20 protein-coding genes are annotated in these 18828 nt (G+C 47.5%); all 20 read left to right on the top strand.

Annotated features, from left to right (window positions below):
• Nucleotides 1-143: 143 nt before the first annotated feature.
• The 20 genes from pgeF (at nucleotide 144) to SPSPH_RS10855 (ending at nucleotide 18657) form a co-directional block, all read left to right on the top strand.
• Nucleotides 144-956, top strand: coding sequence for a peptidoglycan editing factor PgeF (gene pgeF / locus SPSPH_RS10950; protein ID WP_075755706.1), 813 nt, complete (start codon nucleotides 144-146; stop codon nucleotides 954-956).
• Nucleotides 957-1119: 163 nt separating this feature from the next.
• Nucleotides 1120-2880: a sigma-54 interaction domain-containing protein gene (locus SPSPH_RS10945; RefSeq protein WP_075755705.1), complete on the top strand. Its 1761-nt coding sequence runs from the start codon at nucleotides 1120-1122 to the stop codon at nucleotides 2878-2880.
• Between the two features lie 165 nt (nucleotides 2881-3045).
• A complete protein-coding gene (locus tag SPSPH_RS10940) occupies nucleotides 3046-3357 on the top strand; it encodes a (2Fe-2S)-binding protein (protein WP_075755704.1) in 312 nt (103 codons plus the stop codon).
• The gene (locus tag SPSPH_RS10935) at nucleotides 3348-4454 is read left to right on the top strand and encodes an NAD(P)/FAD-dependent oxidoreductase (RefSeq protein ID WP_075755703.1); all 1107 of its coding nucleotides are present in this window, start codon (nucleotides 3348-3350) and stop codon (nucleotides 4452-4454) included. The genes SPSPH_RS10940 and SPSPH_RS10935 overlap by 10 nt, the downstream gene beginning before the upstream one ends.
• Entirely contained in the window at nucleotides 4455-4955 is a 501-nt protein-coding gene (locus SPSPH_RS10930; protein WP_075755702.1) for a 4Fe-4S dicluster domain-containing protein, read from the top strand. It abuts the gene before it with no gap.
• Nucleotides 4948-5223: a (2Fe-2S)-binding protein gene (locus SPSPH_RS10925; protein WP_075755701.1), complete on the top strand. Its 276-nt coding sequence runs from the start codon at nucleotides 4948-4950 to the stop codon at nucleotides 5221-5223. Before SPSPH_RS10930 ends, SPSPH_RS10925 begins: the two co-directional genes overlap by 8 nt.
• Nucleotides 5216-6364, top strand: coding sequence for an NAD(P)/FAD-dependent oxidoreductase (locus SPSPH_RS10920; RefSeq protein ID WP_075755700.1), 1149 nt, complete (start codon nucleotides 5216-5218; stop codon nucleotides 6362-6364). The genes SPSPH_RS10925 and SPSPH_RS10920 overlap by 8 nt, the downstream gene beginning before the upstream one ends.
• A 32-nt stretch (nucleotides 6365-6396) precedes the next feature.
• Nucleotides 6397-7944 carry an L-glutamate gamma-semialdehyde dehydrogenase gene (gene pruA, locus SPSPH_RS10915; RefSeq protein ID WP_075755699.1) on the top strand — a complete coding sequence of 516 codons (1548 nt, stop codon included), beginning with the start codon at nucleotides 6397-6399 and terminating at the stop codon, nucleotides 7942-7944.
• Between the two features lie 265 nt (nucleotides 7945-8209).
• Nucleotides 8210-9376, top strand: a complete 1167-nt coding sequence (locus SPSPH_RS10910; RefSeq protein WP_075755698.1) for an ABC transporter substrate-binding protein — start codon at nucleotides 8210-8212, stop codon at nucleotides 9374-9376.
• A gap of 129 nt (nucleotides 9377-9505) precedes the next feature.
• Nucleotides 9506-10177: a YggS family pyridoxal phosphate-dependent enzyme gene (locus tag SPSPH_RS10905; RefSeq protein ID WP_075755697.1), complete on the top strand. Its 672-nt coding sequence runs from the start codon at nucleotides 9506-9508 to the stop codon at nucleotides 10175-10177.
• Between the two features lie 17 nt (nucleotides 10178-10194).
• Entirely contained in the window at nucleotides 10195-10644 is a 450-nt protein-coding gene (locus SPSPH_RS10900; protein ID WP_075755696.1) for a cell division protein SepF, read from the top strand.
• A 23-nt stretch (nucleotides 10645-10667) separates the two neighbouring features.
• Entirely contained in the window at nucleotides 10668-11480 is an 813-nt protein-coding gene (proC, locus tag SPSPH_RS10895; RefSeq protein WP_075755695.1) for a pyrroline-5-carboxylate reductase, read from the top strand.
• Nucleotides 11480-12274 (top strand): RNA-binding protein, encoded by a 795-nt coding sequence (locus SPSPH_RS10890; RefSeq protein WP_075755694.1) that lies wholly within the window; start codon nucleotides 11480-11482, stop codon nucleotides 12272-12274. Before proC ends, SPSPH_RS10890 begins: the two co-directional genes overlap by 1 nt.
• 18 nt (nucleotides 12275-12292) lie before the next feature.
• Nucleotides 12293-12745, top strand: a complete 453-nt coding sequence (locus SPSPH_RS10885; RefSeq protein WP_075755693.1) for a DivIVA domain-containing protein — start codon at nucleotides 12293-12295, stop codon at nucleotides 12743-12745.
• Complete coding sequence (locus SPSPH_RS10880) at nucleotides 12735-13058, top strand: DUF167 domain-containing protein (RefSeq protein ID WP_075755692.1); 324 nt, start codon at nucleotides 12735-12737, stop codon at nucleotides 13056-13058. The genes SPSPH_RS10885 and SPSPH_RS10880 overlap by 11 nt, the downstream gene beginning before the upstream one ends.
• Before the next feature lie 335 nt (nucleotides 13059-13393).
• Nucleotides 13394-16186, top strand: a complete 2793-nt coding sequence (ileS, locus tag SPSPH_RS10875) for an isoleucine--tRNA ligase (RefSeq protein ID WP_075755691.1) — start codon at nucleotides 13394-13396, stop codon at nucleotides 16184-16186.
• A 73-nt stretch (nucleotides 16187-16259) separates the two neighbouring features.
• Nucleotides 16260-16586, top strand: a complete 327-nt coding sequence (locus tag SPSPH_RS10870; RefSeq protein WP_075755690.1) for a DUF5665 domain-containing protein — start codon at nucleotides 16260-16262, stop codon at nucleotides 16584-16586.
• Nucleotides 16587-16611: 25 nt separating this feature from the next.
• Nucleotides 16612-17139: a nitroreductase family protein gene (locus SPSPH_RS10865; protein ID WP_075755689.1), complete on the top strand. Its 528-nt coding sequence runs from the start codon at nucleotides 16612-16614 to the stop codon at nucleotides 17137-17139.
• Nucleotides 17140-17154: 15 nt separating this feature from the next.
• Nucleotides 17155-17829 carry a TraR/DksA C4-type zinc finger protein gene (locus SPSPH_RS10860; protein ID WP_083945477.1) on the top strand — a complete coding sequence of 225 codons (675 nt, stop codon included), beginning with the start codon at nucleotides 17155-17157 and terminating at the stop codon, nucleotides 17827-17829.
• Between the two features lie 123 nt (nucleotides 17830-17952).
• Nucleotides 17953-18657 (top strand): TVP38/TMEM64 family protein, encoded by a 705-nt coding sequence (locus tag SPSPH_RS10855; protein WP_075755688.1) that lies wholly within the window; start codon nucleotides 17953-17955, stop codon nucleotides 18655-18657.
• Nucleotides 18658-18828 lie beyond the last annotated feature (171 nt).

Genomic DNA, 18828 nt, shown 5'->3' with positions numbered 1-18828 from the left:
TTATTATAATAAAAGCCTGCAGCTTTCCTTGCTTGACAAAAAGCATACCTTGCTTACAAACAGGATAAAAGCAGCAGCGGCTTATGCTTTTGTCAAAAGCTCAGCGTAAGCCGTATTTTCTTTAATTCATGGGAGGTTTAACAATGGGTGAATTTGTTTTGAAACACAGCCAAAATGGCGTTTGGTACGGACTGTTTACCGAATTTGCCATCAGAGGCATTAAGCACGGTGTCTCCACACGGCTGGGCGGCAGGAGTGTTCAACCGTTTACCAGTCTTAATCTGGGGCTGCATACCGGCGATGATGCCGACACCGTGTGGCATAACCGGCAGGCCTTCTGCCAGGCGCTAGGCTTGACGGCCGATAAAGCAGTTACCGCCGAACAAGTGCATGGCGATGTCGTGCGATTGGTTACCGAAACAGACGCCGGACGTGGTGCCCGGCACTATCAGGAAGCTATCGACGGTACCGACGCGTTAATAACCAATGTGCCGGATTTGCCGCTCATGTTGTTTTTCGCCGACTGTGTGCCTGTGCTTATCGTTGATCCTGTTGCCAAGGCCATTGGCATAAGCCATGCCGGGTGGAAGGGAACGGTTGCCAAAATTGCGCAAAAAACAGTGATGGCTATGCAGCAAAGCTACAATACCAAACCGGCAGACTGCCTTGTGGGTATTGGCCCGTCCATTGGTCCCTGCTGTTATGAGGTGGATGAGATGGTAATCAGCAAACTTAGGAGTGACTTCAGCAAATGGGAGGAGCTGGCAATACCGTGCGCCGGCCGCTGGCAGCTCAACCTGTGGGAAGCCAACCGCCAGCAGTTGCTGGAAATAGGGGTGAAGGACAGAAATATTACAGTCAGCGGTATCTGTACAGCCGAAAATACTCCCGTTTTTTTCTCGCACCGCGCTGAAAACGGGAAAACCGGGCGTATTGGTGCCGCAATTACGCTATAAGGATATGTAACGATTCAGTATGTGTCTGGAGAATATTTGTTCTTGAAAATGTCATGCCAGCCGGGTATAATAGAATAAATGTCAAATAATTGACACCAGCAAAGACGCTGTTGTTTCCCCCACGGGAGACAGAGCGTTTTTTTCAATAAGGAGGGTGTGTTTTATGCAGCAGCTGCGTTTGGAAGAGCTTGTAATAACCAGTTTGGTAACCCTTAGCCCCTTGGCGTCAACAGCAGTTGCTGCCACCAGTGTCTGTAATAATGAAACGGCAGCCATCCTGCAAATTGATGGAAAATGGGGGTATATTACGGCAAACCAGCTAACCCTTTCCGGGACATGGGCCAGAGAAATCGCCTGTTTTGACGCTGTTATACAACCAGCCGGTTTACTGTCAGCCGCAATCGAGAATTTGCCGGCAGAGCTTATGAAAGGTGCTGTATTCTTCGAAGCTGATGGTAAAATTATTGCTTTCAGTACCCCTGAATTACTGTTTGCTGCCCTGTTTTCCCGGTACAAATTGCAGCAGTTGCAGATGGAAGCTATTTTAGATACAGTCGGCGAGTCAGTCTGCGTGATTGATCAAGCCAATAAGGTGGTTAGCTGGAATAAAAGCGCCGAAAGGCTATATGGCATTGCCGCCGGGAGCATTTTAGGAAAGTCGATTGACAGTTTTTTTACAAACTTATTGGTAAAAAAGGCTGCGGCTGAGCGCATTACCGTCAAAGACCAGTACCATAATCCCTGTTCGCAAACACATGTACTTATTAATGCTGCACCGATTCTAATGCATTCTCAGGTTGTTGGCGGCGTGTGTGCTGAACGTGATATTACCGAAGTCGTAAATCTCAATCAGGAGCTTACGCGTACCAGCCGCAAGGTACAATCGCTGGAAAAGGAAATTGATAAAATCAGCGCCAAAGCCGATGCGTTTGCTGCTGTCTGCGGCCACAGTCCCGGTATTATCGCTGCTGTCAGTATGGCCAGACGGGTGGCGGCTACCACTGCACCACTGCTGCTCAGAGGCGAAAGCGGTACTGGGAAAGAGGTTTTCGCCCGGGCTGTACATACTGCCAGTAACCGCAAAGGCCGGTTTATTGAGATTAATTGCGGTGCCCTTTCCGCGAATTTAATTGAAAGTGAATTATTTGGTTATCAATCAGGCGCCTTTACCGGAGCTGACCACAAAGGCAAAGCCGGCCTTTTTGAGCTTGCCGACGGCGGCACGCTTTTTCTTGATGAAATTGGAGAAATGCCCCGGGAGATGCAAGTAAAATTACTGCGAGTATTGCAGGAAAAAAAATTTTACCGGGTGGGCGGTAATGTCCCGGTTCAGGTCGATGTACGGATTATCGCCGCTACCCACCGCGAACTGGAGAAGATGATTGACAATGGCGAGTTTCGTGAGGATTTATATTACCGGCTCAACGTCGTAACCTTGCACCTGCCGCCACTGCGGAACAGACGCGAGGATATTCCTGAATTGGTATACCGGGGATTAAAACATTTTTGCAGCATTCACAAAGCCGGTGCTAACAACAGCAAAGTGGAACCGGCCCTCATGGCAGCGTTGCTAGAATACGATTGGCCGGGTAATGTCAGGGAACTTAATAATATTTTAGAGAGACTGGTTATTCTCGCTGACGGCGATATGCTGACAACAGCCTGTTTGCCTGCTAATGTTAAGGCAGGAAATACACAAAATAAAACAATTGGCTCAACTCCGCCGCTTACCGTGACAACACTTTCGGAACTGATGACATTTGAGCGGGCGCTAATTACGCAAGCTTTACAGGAAACTAACTTTAACAAGGCTGCTGCCGCCAAAAAACTCGGTATTCCCAGAAGTACGCTGTACTATAAAATGCAGCAGCTGAACCTGGAACCAGGAGGTGTCAGCAATCTGACGGCAACGTCAAAAAAATGACATAACGAAGAATAAGATTGCCTTGCACTGTTGTTGCGTTCACAAGGCTGAAAGGCTAAACCTGCCAGTCATTACGAGTGCGATACACTGTACACGGCAGTCTTTTTTTATGCCTCTGACCGTTGGCACGATACTTGCAATAATAAGCTGCAAGGAGGTGCAGGTATGAGGATTACTAATCATCCAATTTTACAATTCCCTGAAAAAACTAAAGTAACTTTCAGTTTTAACAAGCAACTGCTGGAAGGTTATGCCGGTGAACCGATTGCCGCTGCTCTGCATGCCGCCGGTATTACCGTACTTGGACACAGCCACAAGCTTCATCGGCCGCGTGGGTTGTTCTGTGCCATTGGCAACTGTTCATCCTGTTTAATGGTAGTTGACGGGGTTCCCAATGTGCGGATATGTATTGAACCGCTGCGACAAGGGCTGAGGGTTGAAACACAACAAGGGAGAGGGAAGCTGCCATGCCTATAGATATTGCCATCCTCGGCGGCGGACCGGCTGGTCTCATGGCGGCCATTCATGCCGGGAAAGCAGGTGCCCGTGTGCTGCTTATGGAACGCGCCGGACAGTTTGGCGGCCAGCTTATTAAGCAAACCCATAAGTTTTTCGGTTCCAAAAGTGAGTACGCCGGTGAACGCGGCATAGACATAGCTGAGCTTCTGATCAACGAGGCGCTTGCACTGCCTGCTGTAACGGCTTGGAATAATACCACTGTGCTTGGTTATTATCCGGAAGACGGTATGCTGACAGCTAAGCATTGGGGAAAATTCGTCACTGTTAAAGCAAAAAAAATCATAGTTGCTACCGGTGCGGCGGAAAAAACATTAGCCTTTCCCGGCAACGACCTGCCGGGAGTTAGCGGCGCCGGTGCAGTACAAACCCTCATGAATGTTCATGGTGTTCTGCCAGGTAAACGCCTGCTAATACTGGGTTCTGGCAACATCGGCCTCATTGTAGCCTACCAACTGCTGCAAGCCGGTGTTGCGGTTGCCGGAATTGTCGAAGCAGCTCCCAAAATCGGTGGCTACCTGGTGCATGCTGCCAAAATCCGTCGGGCCGGTATCCCTATCTACACTTCGCATACTGTCAAAGCCGCCTATGGTTCACCCGGATTAACCGGTGTAACCGTCTGCCGGGTTGATAATAACTGGCAGGCAATTACCGGCACCGAGTTTGATATTCAGGCAGACGGCCTTTGTCTGGCTGTCGGCCTTACCCCGTTAACAGAATTGTTGCGGCAGGCTGGCTGCCGGATGGAATATATATCAGAACTGGGAGGCTATGTACCGCACCGCAGCAGTACCATGCGGACCACGCAGCACAATATCTATGTCGCCGGTGATGCAGCCGGAGTGGAAGAAGCCTCAGTCGCTATGGTTGAAGGGAAGCTGGCTGCTTTGGCAGCCGTCGCCAGCCTGGGACTAACAGCCGGTAATGGGGAAGAAAGCTACAATGCTGCATATGACCAGCTTGCCGCACTTAGAGCCGGCAATATCAGCGCCAAAATTCGTTCCGGTCTGGCCAAAGTAACCATGAGTGAGCAGACCGGGTATTGTGAGGTGATATAGATGCTTGAACAAACCGGAATTCCTGCTATGAGTGATGTGAACGATGTACTTCCTTCGCCTGCGCGTCTGACCCAGGGACCGATAGCAATTCTTGAATGTTTCCAAAACATTCCTTGCAATCCTTGCGCCGATGCCTGTCCTCAGGGTGCCATTGCTATCGGCAGCGACATCAACCAGCGTCCTGTACTTGATGAAACTAAATGTAACGGTTGCGGCGTCTGTTTGACTGCTTGCCCGGGAATAGCCATTTTTGTAATTGATTACGCCTTTAGCGAAAGTCATGCTATGGTCAAAGTTCCTTATGAGTATTCGCCTTTACCGGAAAAAGGGCAGATAGTTAATGCTCTTAACCGCCAGGGGGAAACCGTTGCTGACGTCCAGGTACAGCGGGTACAGCTAAACAAAAATAAAACCGCAGTCGTGTGGCTGGCTGTTCCCAAAGCACTTGCCATGGTTATCCGGGGCATAGCTATCGCGAAGGAGGATTGCCAGTATGAGTGAACCTGTTATCATTTGTCGCTGTGAAGATATCACTCTTAAAGAAATACAAGAACTTATTACACAAGGAGCCCATACACTGGAAGAACTCAAACGGGAATGCCGTTGCGGCATGGGGCCCTGCCAGGGCCGGACGTGTATGCCCCTCATTGCCCGAGAACTTGCCGCAACCTTAAAAACAAGCATTGCCGATATCGCAGTGCCGGTTTGCCGCCCGCCGACAGCCCCCATATCCTTAGGTGCGCTGGCATTGGGTGATGACCATGATTAAACACGCAGATATCATCATTATCGGCGGTGGCGTTGTTGGCTGTTCCATAGCCTATAATCTGGCTAAAGCCGGAGCCGGGCAGGTTGTTGTGCTTGAGCGCGGCTACCTTGCCAGCGGTGCTACCGGGCGCTGCGGCGCCGGCGTCCGGATGCAGTGGGGTACTGAAACCAATTGCCTGCTGGCACGCGAAAGTGTCAAAATCCTGGAAAACCTGCCGGCGATGCTGGAAATAGAAGATGATATTGAATTTAAACAGGGCGGCTATCTTTTGCTTGCTTATACCAGCAAAATGGTAGAACAATTCAAAAAAAATCTTCAGCTACAAGCTTCTCTTGCTATTCCGGCCTGCTGGGTATCGCCGGAACAAGCCAAAGAGATTGTGCCCTATCTAAATATTCAAGGACTGCTTGGCGCTACTTTCTGTCCCAAGGACGGGCATGCCAACCCGTTCAAGGTTACCAGTCTGTACGCCAAGGCTGCCGCGCGACTGGGGGTTAAATTTTATACCTATACCGAAGTCACCGGACTAACGGTCAAAGCCGGTAAAGTGAGTACCGTCCATACCGACAAAGGTGATATTGCTACCAATACGGTGATTAATGCAGCCGGTGGTTATGCCAAAACCATAGGTCGCATGGCCGGGATCGAGCTGCCTATTTTTCCGGAGCGCCATGAAATACTGGTTACCGAGCCGGTTGCTCCTCTGCAAATACCCATGGTAATGTCCTTTTATCACAACCTCTACTGTCAGCAAACACCTCATGGCAGTTTCATTATGGGTATTGGGCATCCGGATGAACCGGAAAGCTTTAATACTCAGGCAAGCTGGCGCTTTTTGACCGAAATGGCGGAGCGCATCACTACCATTCTGCCGCCGCTGGCTAAGCTCAATGTCATCAGGCAATGGGCAGGTCTTTATGATATGTGTCCGGACCGAACGCCTATCCTGGGAGAGGATTCAAATGTGCAGGGGTTCTATACTGCCGCCGGTTTTAGTGGTCACGGTTTCATGATCGCTCCGATGGTAGGTAAGCTGATAGCCCAAACTATTATGGGTTTGCCTACCGATATTCCCATTAATGCCTTCAGTGCCGACCGATTTGTTCGTGGTCAACTATATGTCGAACCTTCCGTTGTCTGATTATCCCAATATTATATTAGGGGGTTATATCTATGCCAGCAGAATTTAAAAACGAAGCGTTTATTAACTTTTCCTTGCCTGAAAACACAAAAGCAATGGAAACGGCGCTAGCCCGTATTGCCTCACAGAAAGGCGGACACTATCCCTTGGTCATTGGCGGCGAAAAAATTAATACCCAGTCCTTTATTACCTCAGCCAACCCCTCGGATTTTAAAGAAATCATCGGTACTACCGCCAGCGCCAATGTAGATCTGGCCGAAAAGGCCGTCCAAGCCGCCCTTGCTGCCTTTGCCGATTGGCAGTATGTCAGTCCCGAAGAACGCGCCCGTTATTTATTTAAAGCCGCCGCTATCATGCGCCGCAAGAAATTTGAGTTTTCAGCTTGGCTGGTAGAAGAAGCAGGGAAAAATTGGGCCGAGGCAGATGCTGATACCGCCGAAGCCATCGATTTTTTAGAATACTACGCACAGCAAATGCCCAAATTCGCTGCTGGCATGACGGTAGTACCCAGTGCCGGCGAGCAAAATGAATGCTTTTACATTCCGTTAGGTGTCGGACTTATTGTACCACCCTGGAATTTTCCATTGGCCATTTTGACTGGAATGACGGCAGCCGCCATTGTTACCGGCAATACTGTAATCATGAAGCCGGCCAGCACTACGCCGGTTATTGCCGCCAAACTCATGGAGTTATGGGAAGAAGTAAGCCTGCCGCCTGGTGTTGTCAATTTTCTGCCTGGCAGTGGCGGTGCTATCGGTGATTATCTTGTCAGCCATCCTAAAATTCGCTTTATCAACTTCACTGGATCGAAAGAGGTTGGGCTCCGGATTAATAAATTAGCCGCCGGTGTTTCACCGGGACAGAAATGGATTAAACGTGTCGTGGCCGAAATGGGCGGCAAAGATGCTATCATTGTTGACAACGAGGCAGAACTCGAAGACGCTGCCAACGGTATTGTGAACTCAGCCTTTGGCTTTCAGGGACAAAAATGTTCGGCATGCTCCCGGGCCATCATTGTCAAAGATGTGTATGAGGAAATTGTCGCTAAAGTCACTGCCAAAACCAAAGCTTTGACATTAGGCCCAGCCAGTGATCCCGCCGTTAACCTGGGACCAGTCATTGACAAGAATGCCTATGATAAAATTCTTGAATACATAGAAATCGGCAGAAAGGAAGGCCGCATAGTGGCCGGTGGTGCTAAAGGGGCCGAGACGGGCTATTTTATTGAACCCACAGTCATTGCCGATGTCGTGCCCAATGCTCGCATTGCTCAGGAAGAGATCTTCGGTCCGGTTGTTGCCCTTATCAAGGCCGAGGATTTTGAGCAGGCCATTGCCATTGCCAATGACACTGAGTATGGCTTAACCGGGGCTGTATATTCTCAGAACCGTGCCAAACTCGAAAAAGCTCGCCGCGAATTCCATGTCGGCAACCTATATCTTAACCGGAAATGCACCGGCGCACTGGTTGGTGTTCACCCTTTTGGTGGTTTCAATATGTCTGGTACTGATTCAAAGGCTGGCGGAAGCGATTATCTGCTTCTTTTCCTGCAAGCTAAGTCGGTAGCGGAAAAACTGTAACTTATTTAAGTTTTACAAAATTAGTATTGTAAATTTCACGAAAACGTAATACAATGTATAATCATACAATACAAAAGTGTAGTTCTATTCAATATATATATATTTTGTAAGCAAAGATGCTTTTTGGAGAGATATATTTAACTTTTCTTTCCAAAAAGCTTTTTTTATCTAAACTCGATTTTAGCAAAGGCTGGCGTTTAAGGAGGGATGAAAAACATATTTAGGGGACAACCTTATAAATTTTATAGGAATAGGAGATGGAACTATGAGTAAATTCAGATTGAAAATGGCTGGCTTATTAACAATACTTATCATGTTGTCAGGGCTGATAACCGGGTGTGGTGACACCGCCAGCAAAGACATTAAAATCGGGGTAGTTTACGAACTAACCGGCAACACCGCAACTTTTGGTACGGCTGCAGCTAACGGTGCTAAACTGGCGTTTAAAGAAATTAATGCCAAGGGAGGTGTTCTAGGCAAACAAATCCAGCCGGTTATAGCCGATAACAAGGGCGAACCGGCCGAATCAACCAATGCCATGACCAAAGTCATTACCCAGGATAAAGTAGTGGCAGTAACCGGGTTTACTGTCAGTTCTTGCGGTATTGCGGGATCGACGGTTGCCGAGGTTAATAAAACCCCTTTTGTAGCTGCTGCAACCACTAATCCTAAGGTGACTCTTGACGAAAAGAGCGGTAAAGCCAAAGATTATGTATTCAGGGCTTGTTTTATTGATCCCTTTCAAGGGACAGTGGCAGCCAACTTTGCTCTCAATAGCTTACAGGTAAAAAAAGCCGTTATCTTAATTGATAACTCCAGTGACTATAGCAAAGGCTTGTCCCAGTTCTTTAAAGCTTCCTATACACAAGGCGGCGGACAGGTTCTGGCCGAAGAGGCCTACTTGCAGAAAGACCAGGATTTCAAAGCAATTCTTACCAAAATTAAAGCCCTCAATCCTGAACTTATATATCTTCCCGGATACTACGAGGAGGTAGGCAAGATTATAAAGCAAGCCAGGGAAATGGGTATCACGGTACCGTTTCTGGGCGGTGATGCCTGGGATTCACCTAAATTAGCGGAAATCGCCGGTCCTGCACCTTTGAATAATACTCATTTTACTAATTTTTATTCCAACGAAGATACCAGCCCTGCCTCCAAAGCTTTTGTTGAAGCTTACAAAAAGGAATATAACCAGGTACCTGATTCCATGGCCGCAATGGGCTATGATGCCGCGTATTTGCTGGTTGATGCCATCAAGCGCGCCAACAGTACCGAAGGAGCAAAAATTCGTGAGGCACTGGCTGCAACACAAGGCTTTAAGAGTGTGAGCGGTGACATGAATTTTACTTCTACCCATGACGCAATCAGAAGTGCAGTAATCATTGAGTTAAAAGACGGTAAACAGGTGTATAAAGAAACCGTAAAACCTTAGTAGCGGAAAATCGCCGTTCGGCTTTGCCTGACGGCGATTTTTTTTATGAGAAATATAGAATAATATAAGTAATATTTAAAGGAAAATTTTGTTCGTGGGCGAATAAATTATTAGAATGGAGGATTTGCCATGTCTATAGCGCAGAATATTGCTGAAATAAAACGGAATATTGATACAACCAAAGTAAAACTCGTAGCTGTTACCAAAAATCATAGCGTCTCGGCCATGCTGGAAGCAATTGCCGCCGGCATAACGGCAGTGGGGGAAAACCGGGTTCAGGAAATGCTAGCCAAACATCCTGATATTCAGGCCGCAGGCAAGCAGGTCGAGTGGCATCTCATCGGGCATTTGCAAACAAACAAGGTGCGCCAGGCTGTGCCACTGGCAGCTCTTATTCACTCAGTTGACAGCCAGCGTCTGGCCATTGAGATTGATAAAACTGCCGGCAAACTGGGTAAGCGCCAGGATGTGCTGTTACAAGTCAATGTTGCTGATGAGGAAAGTAAGTTTGGCATAGAGTTGGGACAAGCCCTGGTACTGGCCAAACAAATCAGCCAGCTTGAACATGTGAGATTGTGCGGACTTATGACCATCGCGCCTTACACTGAAAACGCCGAAACAGTACGTCCGGTATTTAAAGAATTTTATCAGCTATTCAGTGAATTAAAGGCATTAAACCTGACCAATACCGACATTAAATGGTTATCTATGGGTATGACAAACGACTATATGGTAGCTGTCGAAGAAGGAGCAAACTTGGTACGTATCGGCACTGGAATATTTGGTTCTCGTCAATATTAAGGAGGAGAGAGAAAGTTATGAAGTTCATGGAAAAAGTTTGGGGAAGCTTGGGTCTGTTTGAAACAGCCGACCAAGAAGACGAACGCCCAAAATTAGAAGAGACAGATGTTAAAACCAAACAAAAAAATAGCAGCAATGTGGTATCACTGCCAATGACTTCACAGAATCAGCAGCAAAGCAAACAAGTCAAGGTTATGGTGGTTGAGCCCTTTTCTTTCGATGACGCGCAGCATATTGCCGATTATCTCAAAGGCCGCAAGCCGGTGGTTGTCAATCTCGAGAATACAGACCCTGAAATTTCCAAACGGATGATTGATTTCATCAGCGGCACAACCTACGCCCTCAATGGGCAGATCCAAAGAGTCGGCAATAATATATTTCTTTGTGCGCCCACTAATGTTGATGTAGCTTACAGCCCGCGGGAAGATGCCGGTGACCGGACACTTATGCCATGGGTTAACAAATAAGTCGATTACCAGACGGAGGAATTATGCTAACAAATAAACAAGTCGGTTTTATTGGCGGCGGTGCAATGGCGGAAGCGCTTATTCGCGGCATATTAGAGGCCCGGTTAGTAACACCGTCCCAATTAACAGTAAGTGATGTTTCCAAGGAACGTCTGGATTATCTGCGTAGCACTTTTATGGTGTCAACTACTCATGATAGCCAGGAAATAGCTAAACAGTCAGATATATTATTTTTAACAGTTAAACCGCAAGTAATCAGCAGTGTTATTGAAAGTATCGCACCGGTGGTAGCCAAAAGCACTGTGGTAGTATCTGTAGCGGCTGGAATAACGATTGCCGCCTTTCAGGGGAAAATGCCCGGTGTGCCAATAATCCGTGTTATGCCCAATACCCCGGTTGCCGTAGGGGCAGGCATGTCTGCTATGGCGCTGGGGAAATATGTAACAACCACAGTAAGTGAGCCTGTTGCTCAAATATTTGGCGCTGTGGGTAAAGTGGTCACTGTCACTGAAGATACTATGGATGCTGTTACCGGCCTGTCCGGCAGCGGTCCGGCTTACGCGTTTGTTCTGATTGATGCACTGACAGATGCCGGGGTTCGTGTCGGTTTTTCCCGTCAAACGGCAGTGCTGCTTGCTGCCCAGACACTTATGGGCGCTGCCAAGATGGTGCTGGAAACCGGCGAACATCCGGCTAAACTGCGTGATATGGTGACTTCTCCCGGAGGTACTGCCATTACCGGGGTTCATGTATTAGAACAAAATGGTGTGCGTGCCGCGCTCATTGATGCAGTGGTGGCTGCCACTAACCGTTCCCGTGAGATGGGGAGACGGTAATGAGCGAACGGGACAAAATTTTACGGTATTACCGGTCGTCAGGCGATGCCGAGCTGGCGGCAAAACTCCTGGACTTAGCTGAGGCAACGCTCAAAAACCGCAAATATAAAGTAAGCGAAATCCTTGATCCTTATGGGCAAAGTATTGCTGAAACAATAACTGCCCACTATGAGCGGCTGACACTGGAAGCCTGGGGCGGATATGCAGGCGCTGAACGGGTGAAAGTGGCTTTTGTCGATTCCGATTTTCTCGATTATGCCAGTTCACTGGATTTTGCGCTGGCCGTAATTGTAATAAAGTGGGATAGCCGTTACAGCCGCCTGACGCATCGCGATGTACTAGGGGCATTAACAGGGCTGGGAATCAAGCGGGAAGTGCTGGGCGATATTATTATGGCCGGCGAAGAGTGTTATGTAGTGGCTGACGATTCAATGGCCGCCTATATTGTGCAAAATCTGGCAGAGATTGGACAGGCCTCCGTATCTGCAGCCTTTGCTTCGTTTGATGATATTCCTGCAAAAGAGGAAAAAGTAAAAGAAATTCGGGCAACAGTGGCCTCTTTGCGGCTGGATGCCATAGCGGCTGCAGGCTATGGCATGTCGCGAACGCGTATGGCAGATGATATTGTCGCAGCAAAAGTGAAAATTAACTGGCAGGAAGCCAAAAGTCCTTCTCAAGCCGTAAAAGTGGGCGATGTTATCTCCATGCGTGGCCGTGGCCGCGTTGAGGTCGTCGAAATTCCCGGTCAGACCAAAAAAGGACGTTACAGCATTTTACTTAGACGATTTATTTAAAATGAGGGTGGGGAGTCTATGCTTACACCGTTGGAAATCCATAACAAAGAGTTTAAACGCGGCTTTCGCGGCTATAATGAAGAAGAAGTAGATGAGTTTCTTGACAGGGTAATAAAAGATTACGAAACATTGTACCGTGATAACATGGATTTGAAAGAAACCATTGATCGCCTTAACAGCAAACTTGAACATTATCAGCATATGGAGAACACTCTTCACAGCACCCTGGTCATTGCCCAGGAAACTGCTGAAGAAGTCAAGCTCAATGCTAAAAAAGAAACTGAACTTATAATTAAAGAAGCTGAGATTCGTGCACAAAAACTGGTTGATGAGGCCATTAGCAAAGTTCGCAAACTAACTGGCGAATCGGAAGAACTGCAAAAACAATCGCAGATTTTCCGTACCAGGCTGCGTACCCTGCTGCAGGCCCAGATGGAAATGCTCAATAGTGCTGAAGAAGATGAAAACTAGTCGCACACTCAATGTGGGTGAGCTTGATATTAAGGAACTACCGGACGGCATCGCCTTTAAGGTGCGTGTCCAGCCGCGTTCCAGCAAAAATGCCATTACCGGCATGATGGGCGATAGTTTAAAAATCAACCTGACTTCGCCACCGGTGGACGGTGAAGCCAATGCTGCCTGTCTGGCTTTTTTGGCAACGTATATGGGTTTGCCTAAAAGCACTGTCAGTATTATTGGCGGACATAAAAACCGTGCAAAAATTATTAAAATTACCGGTGTTGATAAAAATATTTTTTTGAACAAGCTATCTGCCGGTATTTGACTTTGTTCGTCAATCATGTATAATATATGCGTATATAGTATATTTTATCAGTAATGACGGAGATTCGCCTAGGTGGCGGTTTGCAGCGAACCAGGATATGGTGTAAGCCTGGTAACCAAAGTCATGGCTCACTATCACTCCTGAACTGCGGACTGAACAGACAGTACCTTGCGTCAAGGTACTCAGTAAGCTTCGCCGTTTAACGCCCGTTATCGCGTTGTAAGTGGCTGAACTAAGCCAATTAGGGTGGTACCACGGGAATTAACGCTCTCGTCCCTTTACGGGATGAGAGTTTTTTTATTTCTCAGGTCTTTATCTTATGGAGGTGTTCACTTTTGGATTACAGCAAAACGCTTAATTTACCGCAAACAGATTTCCCCATGCGCGCCAATCTCCCTGAACGGGAGCCGGAAATGCTGGAGTACTGGCGCAAAGAGCAAATTTATGAAAAAAAGGTTACCCAAAGTAAGGGTAAAACTAAATTTATCCTGCATGATGGCCCGCCATATGCCAATGGCAATATTCATATCGGCACCGCATTAAACAAGATACTGAAGGATATTATTGTCAAATACAGGTCATTGCGCGGTTTCGATGCTCCCTATGTTCCAGGCTGGGATACCCATGGCCTGCCAATTGAACATGCGGCCATCAAAATCCTGGGGTTAAACCGTCACGAACTCGATCCACTGGAGCTGCGCCGGGAGTGCAAGCAATATGCCTTTAAATGCCTGGATCTCCAACGGGAAGATTTCAAACGCCTGGGTGTTGCGGGTGACTGGGAAAATCCTTATGTGACCCTGTACCCTGAATATGAAGCCAAACAAATTGAAGTCTTCGGCGAAATGGCGAAAAAGGGACATATCTACAAAGGCTTAAAATCCGTTTACTGGTGCATTTCCTGTGAAACGGCTCTGGCTGAGGCCGAGATTGAATATGCGGAGAAAAAATCTCATTCGATTTATGTTAAATTCCCGCTTATCGATGACAAAGGCAATTTGCCGGTAGGAGTCAGCAGTGAGCAGGTCTATGCTGTTATCTGGACAACTACTCCATGGACCATACCTGCCAATGTGGCTGTTTGTGTTCATCCGGAGATTGAATATGCCTGGGTGCAAATCGGTGATGAAATATATCTGCTGGCCAGTGATTTGATCGAAACAGTTGTCAAGTCTAACAATCTTGGTGAATATACTGTTTTATCAACAATGAAAGGTGCCGCCATTGAAGGCATGGTCTTTAGCCATCCGTTCTTTGACCGTGAAGCACCCATCATCCTGGGAGAGCATGTTACACTTGAGGCAGGTACCGGATGTGTGCATACAGCTCCCGGCCATGGTCAGGAAGACTTTGAGGTTGGCATGAAATACGAATTGCCGGTTATCAACCCAGTTGATCCTGCCGGTAAATTTACTGCTGAAGCAGGTCAGTTTGAAGGTCTGCTGGTGAATGATGCCAATGTGCCTGTTATTAAAGAATTGGCTGCCCGGAGCCTGCTGCTTGGCAAAAGCTCCATAAAACATCAGTATGCACATTGCTGGCGCTGCAAAAATCCTATTATTTACCGTGCTACCGAGCAATGGTTTGCTTCTATTGACGGCTTTCGCGCCGAAACGCTCAAGACCATCGAGAATGATGTTCAGTGGATCCCGGCTTGGGGTGAAGACCGGATTCGTAACATGGTAGCCGACCGCAACGACTGGTGCATTTCGCGGCAGCGTGTATGGGGTGTGCCTATTCCGATTTTTTATTGTACCAAATGTAATGAACATATCATTAATGATACAACCATTGACGCGGTTAAAGAAATCTTCCGTAAGGAAGGCTCTGATGCCTGGTGGGCAAGAACAGCGAAAAAAATACTGCCTGACGATTTTGCCTGCCCTCACTGCGGGCATAATGAATTCCGCAAAGAAACCGATATTATGGATGTATGGTTTGACAGTGGTTCCAGCCATGCTGCAGTATTAGAACAACGCGAAGAATTGCAGTGGCCTGCCGACCTTTATCTGGAAGGCAGCGACCAGCATCGCGGCTGGTTCCAGTCCTCGCTGTTAACCTCGGTAGCTACTCGCGGTGCAGCACCTTATAAGGGAGTATTGACCCATGGCTTTGTTGTCGACGGTGAAGGGCGTAAAATGTCCAAATCTGTTGGCAATACCATTTACCCGCAGGAAGTCATTAAACAATACGGTGCCGATATTCTTCGCCTCTGGGTAGCATCGGCCGATTACAAAGCCGATATCCGCATTTCCAATCCTATTTTGAAGCAATTAGCCGAAGTATACCGCAAAATCCGCAATACTTTCCGTTACATTCTGGGCAACCTGCAGGACTTTAACCCAGATACCGACAAAGTGAATTATAACCAGCTCATGGAGATTGACCGCTGGGCGCTGATGCGGTTGGAGCAAGTGCGGGATAAAGTTACCGAAGCCTATGAAGAGTATGAGTTCCATCTGCTCTACCACACGGTTCATAATTTTTGTGCCGTTGAACTAAGCGCCTTTTATCTTGATATCCTCAAGGACCGCGTTTACACTGCACTTCCCGGTTCCATCGAACGTCGCGCCGCGCAAACGGCTATGTACGAAATCCTCAATACCCTGGTAGTGATGGTTGCTCCGGTACTAACCTTTACCTCGGAAGAAGTATGGCAGTATATGCCTAAACAACAGGGCCGGCCTGAAAGTGTGCAATTAGCTTCCTGGCCAACTGCCCGGCCTGAGTACCTTGATGCAGCCTTAGAGACCAAATGGGATAAAATTCTTGCCATGCGCAGCGAAATTACCAAAGCGTTGGAAACCGCCCGGCGTAACAAAGTAATCGGCCACTCGTTAGATGCTGCGGTTAGTCTTTATGCTGCCGGTGAAGAATTGACGGCACTCTCAGCCATTAAGGATGATTTAGCCACATTGCTTATTGTATCTGATGTAACTTTATCTGATCAGCTTGACCAGGCTCCAGGTGAAGCCTACCGCGCTGAAAACATGCAAATGGCAGTTGCTATAGCTCCGGCGCAAGGAGGCAAATGCGAACGCTGCTGGATTTACAGCCCAACGGTGGACCAGGATAATGAGCATCCGGCTCTTTGTCAACGGTGCGCTACTGTAGTAAAAAATATGTAAGCAGGATAAACCGGGAGCTAATCCCGGTTTATTTTTATTAAGCAGGGAATAATACCAATGGGGGTCTGTTTGTATGGACAATAAAAATCCAGTCAATACTAATAAGAGTGATGATCAGCAGCCTGAATTTATTGCCAGACAGCTGGAACGGCTGGTCAACCGGTTGGAATCCATGCGGATTGCCGATTATATGGAGACATTAGAACGCCCTGTCAGGCTGATTCTCACTAACTTTGTGGCCGGCATTGCCCGTGGATTAGGTATTGCCATCGGTGCCAGCTTGGTGTTTGCTTTATTGCTCGCATTCCTCAAGCAGCTGATAGTGCTCAACATTCCGGGTATCGGCGGCTTTATTGCCGATATCGTACGGTTTGTCGAAGCCAAGAACGGTACTTTCTAGATCATCATTACAGGGAGGCTGACACATGACAAAGGATATTTTTGATTGCATCCGCCAAAGCCATAGTATTCGCAACTTTAGGTCTGAGCAAATCCCTGATGCTACCTTAACCCGGATTCTTGAAGCCGGTAATATGGCACCAAGTGCCGGTAATTTGCAACCTTGGTACTTTTATGTGGTACAGGATGTTTCGGTAAAGGAAAAAATTGCGGCAGCGGCTTTTGATCAGGAGCAAATTAACGAGGCTCCCACGGTAATTGTAATTACTGCCGACCCGGCCCGTTCGAATGAACTCTATGGCGAACGCGGAGCACAATTGTATTGTATTCAAGACACAGCAGCAGCGGCACAAAATATCCTGCTGGCTGCCGAAGGACTTGGTGTTGCCGCTTGCTGGGTTGGCGCTTTTAATGAAACAAAAGTTGAGGAAGCAATCAAAGCCCCGCCACGTCTCAGAGCGGTAGCCATAATTTGTCTGGGATACAGCAACGAGCAGCCAAAAGAATATAAGGAACGCCTGCGTCTGGCTGAAGTCGCTAAATTTATTCACTAAGAAGGGGGCTTTAGCTTGCACTCAAAACGACTGGCAAAATCCAAAGCCCGGTTACTAGCAAAAAAGCAGGAGCTGATTGAGACTATTTTGCAGCTTGAGGATAATGGTCTGCGCTCAGCCTTAGCTAATACTACAGGCGAATTGAGCAGCTATGACAATCATCCGGCCGACTTAGGCAGTGAAACCTTTGAGCGGAGTAAAGACGTCGGGCTGCGGGACAATGAGCGTGTATTACTAAGCAATGTCGAACATGCCTTAGAAAAAATTCACCAGAGTACTTATGGCCGTTGTGATCGTTGCGGCTCTCAGATATCAGAGGAAAGAATGGAGGCGCTGCCTTGGGCCACCCAATGTATTGAGTGCCAACAGAAGGTAGATCAGAATGCCGTTACCCCCCGCCCCTTAGAAGAAGTAATCCTCACCCCGCCATTCAAAAAAAATTTCCTGGGTTCGTCCAGTTGTGAATGTGTCAGCTATGACGGTGAAGATGCCCTGCAAGACGTTATGCGCTATGGCAGCTCTGACACCCCCCAGGATGTTCCCGGTGCAAAAGACTATGAATCCGTATTCCTCAATAGTGACGAGCACCATGGTATTGTTGAGCTGACGGATGCCATTCCCACTGAACCGGGAAGTACCGGCAGACATGCAATCAAGCAGCAGAAATACGAAAAACAAACCAGGCAGTAAACGCCCGGTTTGTTTTTCTTTGCAGGATTTTATTGGGAAGTGTGTAATCATATAATCATTGTCAGGACATACTATTTAGGTTGCTAAAATACATGATGTTAACGATTTGCAGGTGATGGTGTAATGATTTGTCCGAAAGTCAAGCTCATATCCTTGGCCAAAACTGGCGTTTTAGGACTGGTTGTAGCCATCTATTTTTATTTGCCCGGAGTACAGCAATTTACCGGTGAAGGAATTTCTTATCTGCGCTCCCACAACTTCGAAGGTCTGCGCCAGTTTATTTTATCCTATGGTATATGGGCACCTGTAACCAGTATTGCCCTTATGACCTTGCAGTCCATGGTCCCCCTGGTGCCGGGGATAATCATTACCATTACGAATGCGTGGATATTCGGCTGGCAGGCCGGAGCGCTATACTCCTGGACCGGCGCACTGCTGGGCGCAGCCCTGGACTTTGGGATTGCCCGCTGGTATGGACGTCCGGTGGTAGAACGCTTTATCGGTATTAAATACCTCACGCTAACAGACAAATTTTTTAAACGCCATGGCATAATAGCTGTACTTATTACCAGGCTTATCCCAATCATTCCCTTTAAGGTAATCAGTTATGGAGCAGGCCTGACCAAACTAACAGTATGGAAGTTTATTGCCGCTACAGCAATCGGGCAAACGCCGGCCATTGTGCTTTATTCCATACTTGGTCAGAATCTCTCACATAATCTTACATTAGTAGCAGCTATTACTACAGTACTGGTAGTTGCCGGACTTATCGTTTACTATTTCCGCGATACTATCGACCGGTATATAATTCCCCCGAAAAATAAGTAAAGAAGTACGGTATTATCACCGTGCTTCTTTACGTTTGGGAAAAATTCCGGTATCATGTTATCATATACAGCGAGTTAAAGCTTTGCCGGCGGATGAATACACCATCGGCCGGCGACTGCAAATTCTTTGCTGTGGAATATATAGTATTGATAATTGGGTAAAAGATAGGAG

Source organism: Sporomusa sphaeroides DSM 2875, assembly GCF_001941975.2.
GTDB classification, from domain to species: domain Bacteria; phylum Bacillota; class Negativicutes; order Sporomusales; family Sporomusaceae; genus Sporomusa; species Sporomusa sphaeroides.
Note: the sequence above shows the minus strand (reverse complement) of the source record. Positions and strands in the feature narration are given on the sequence as shown.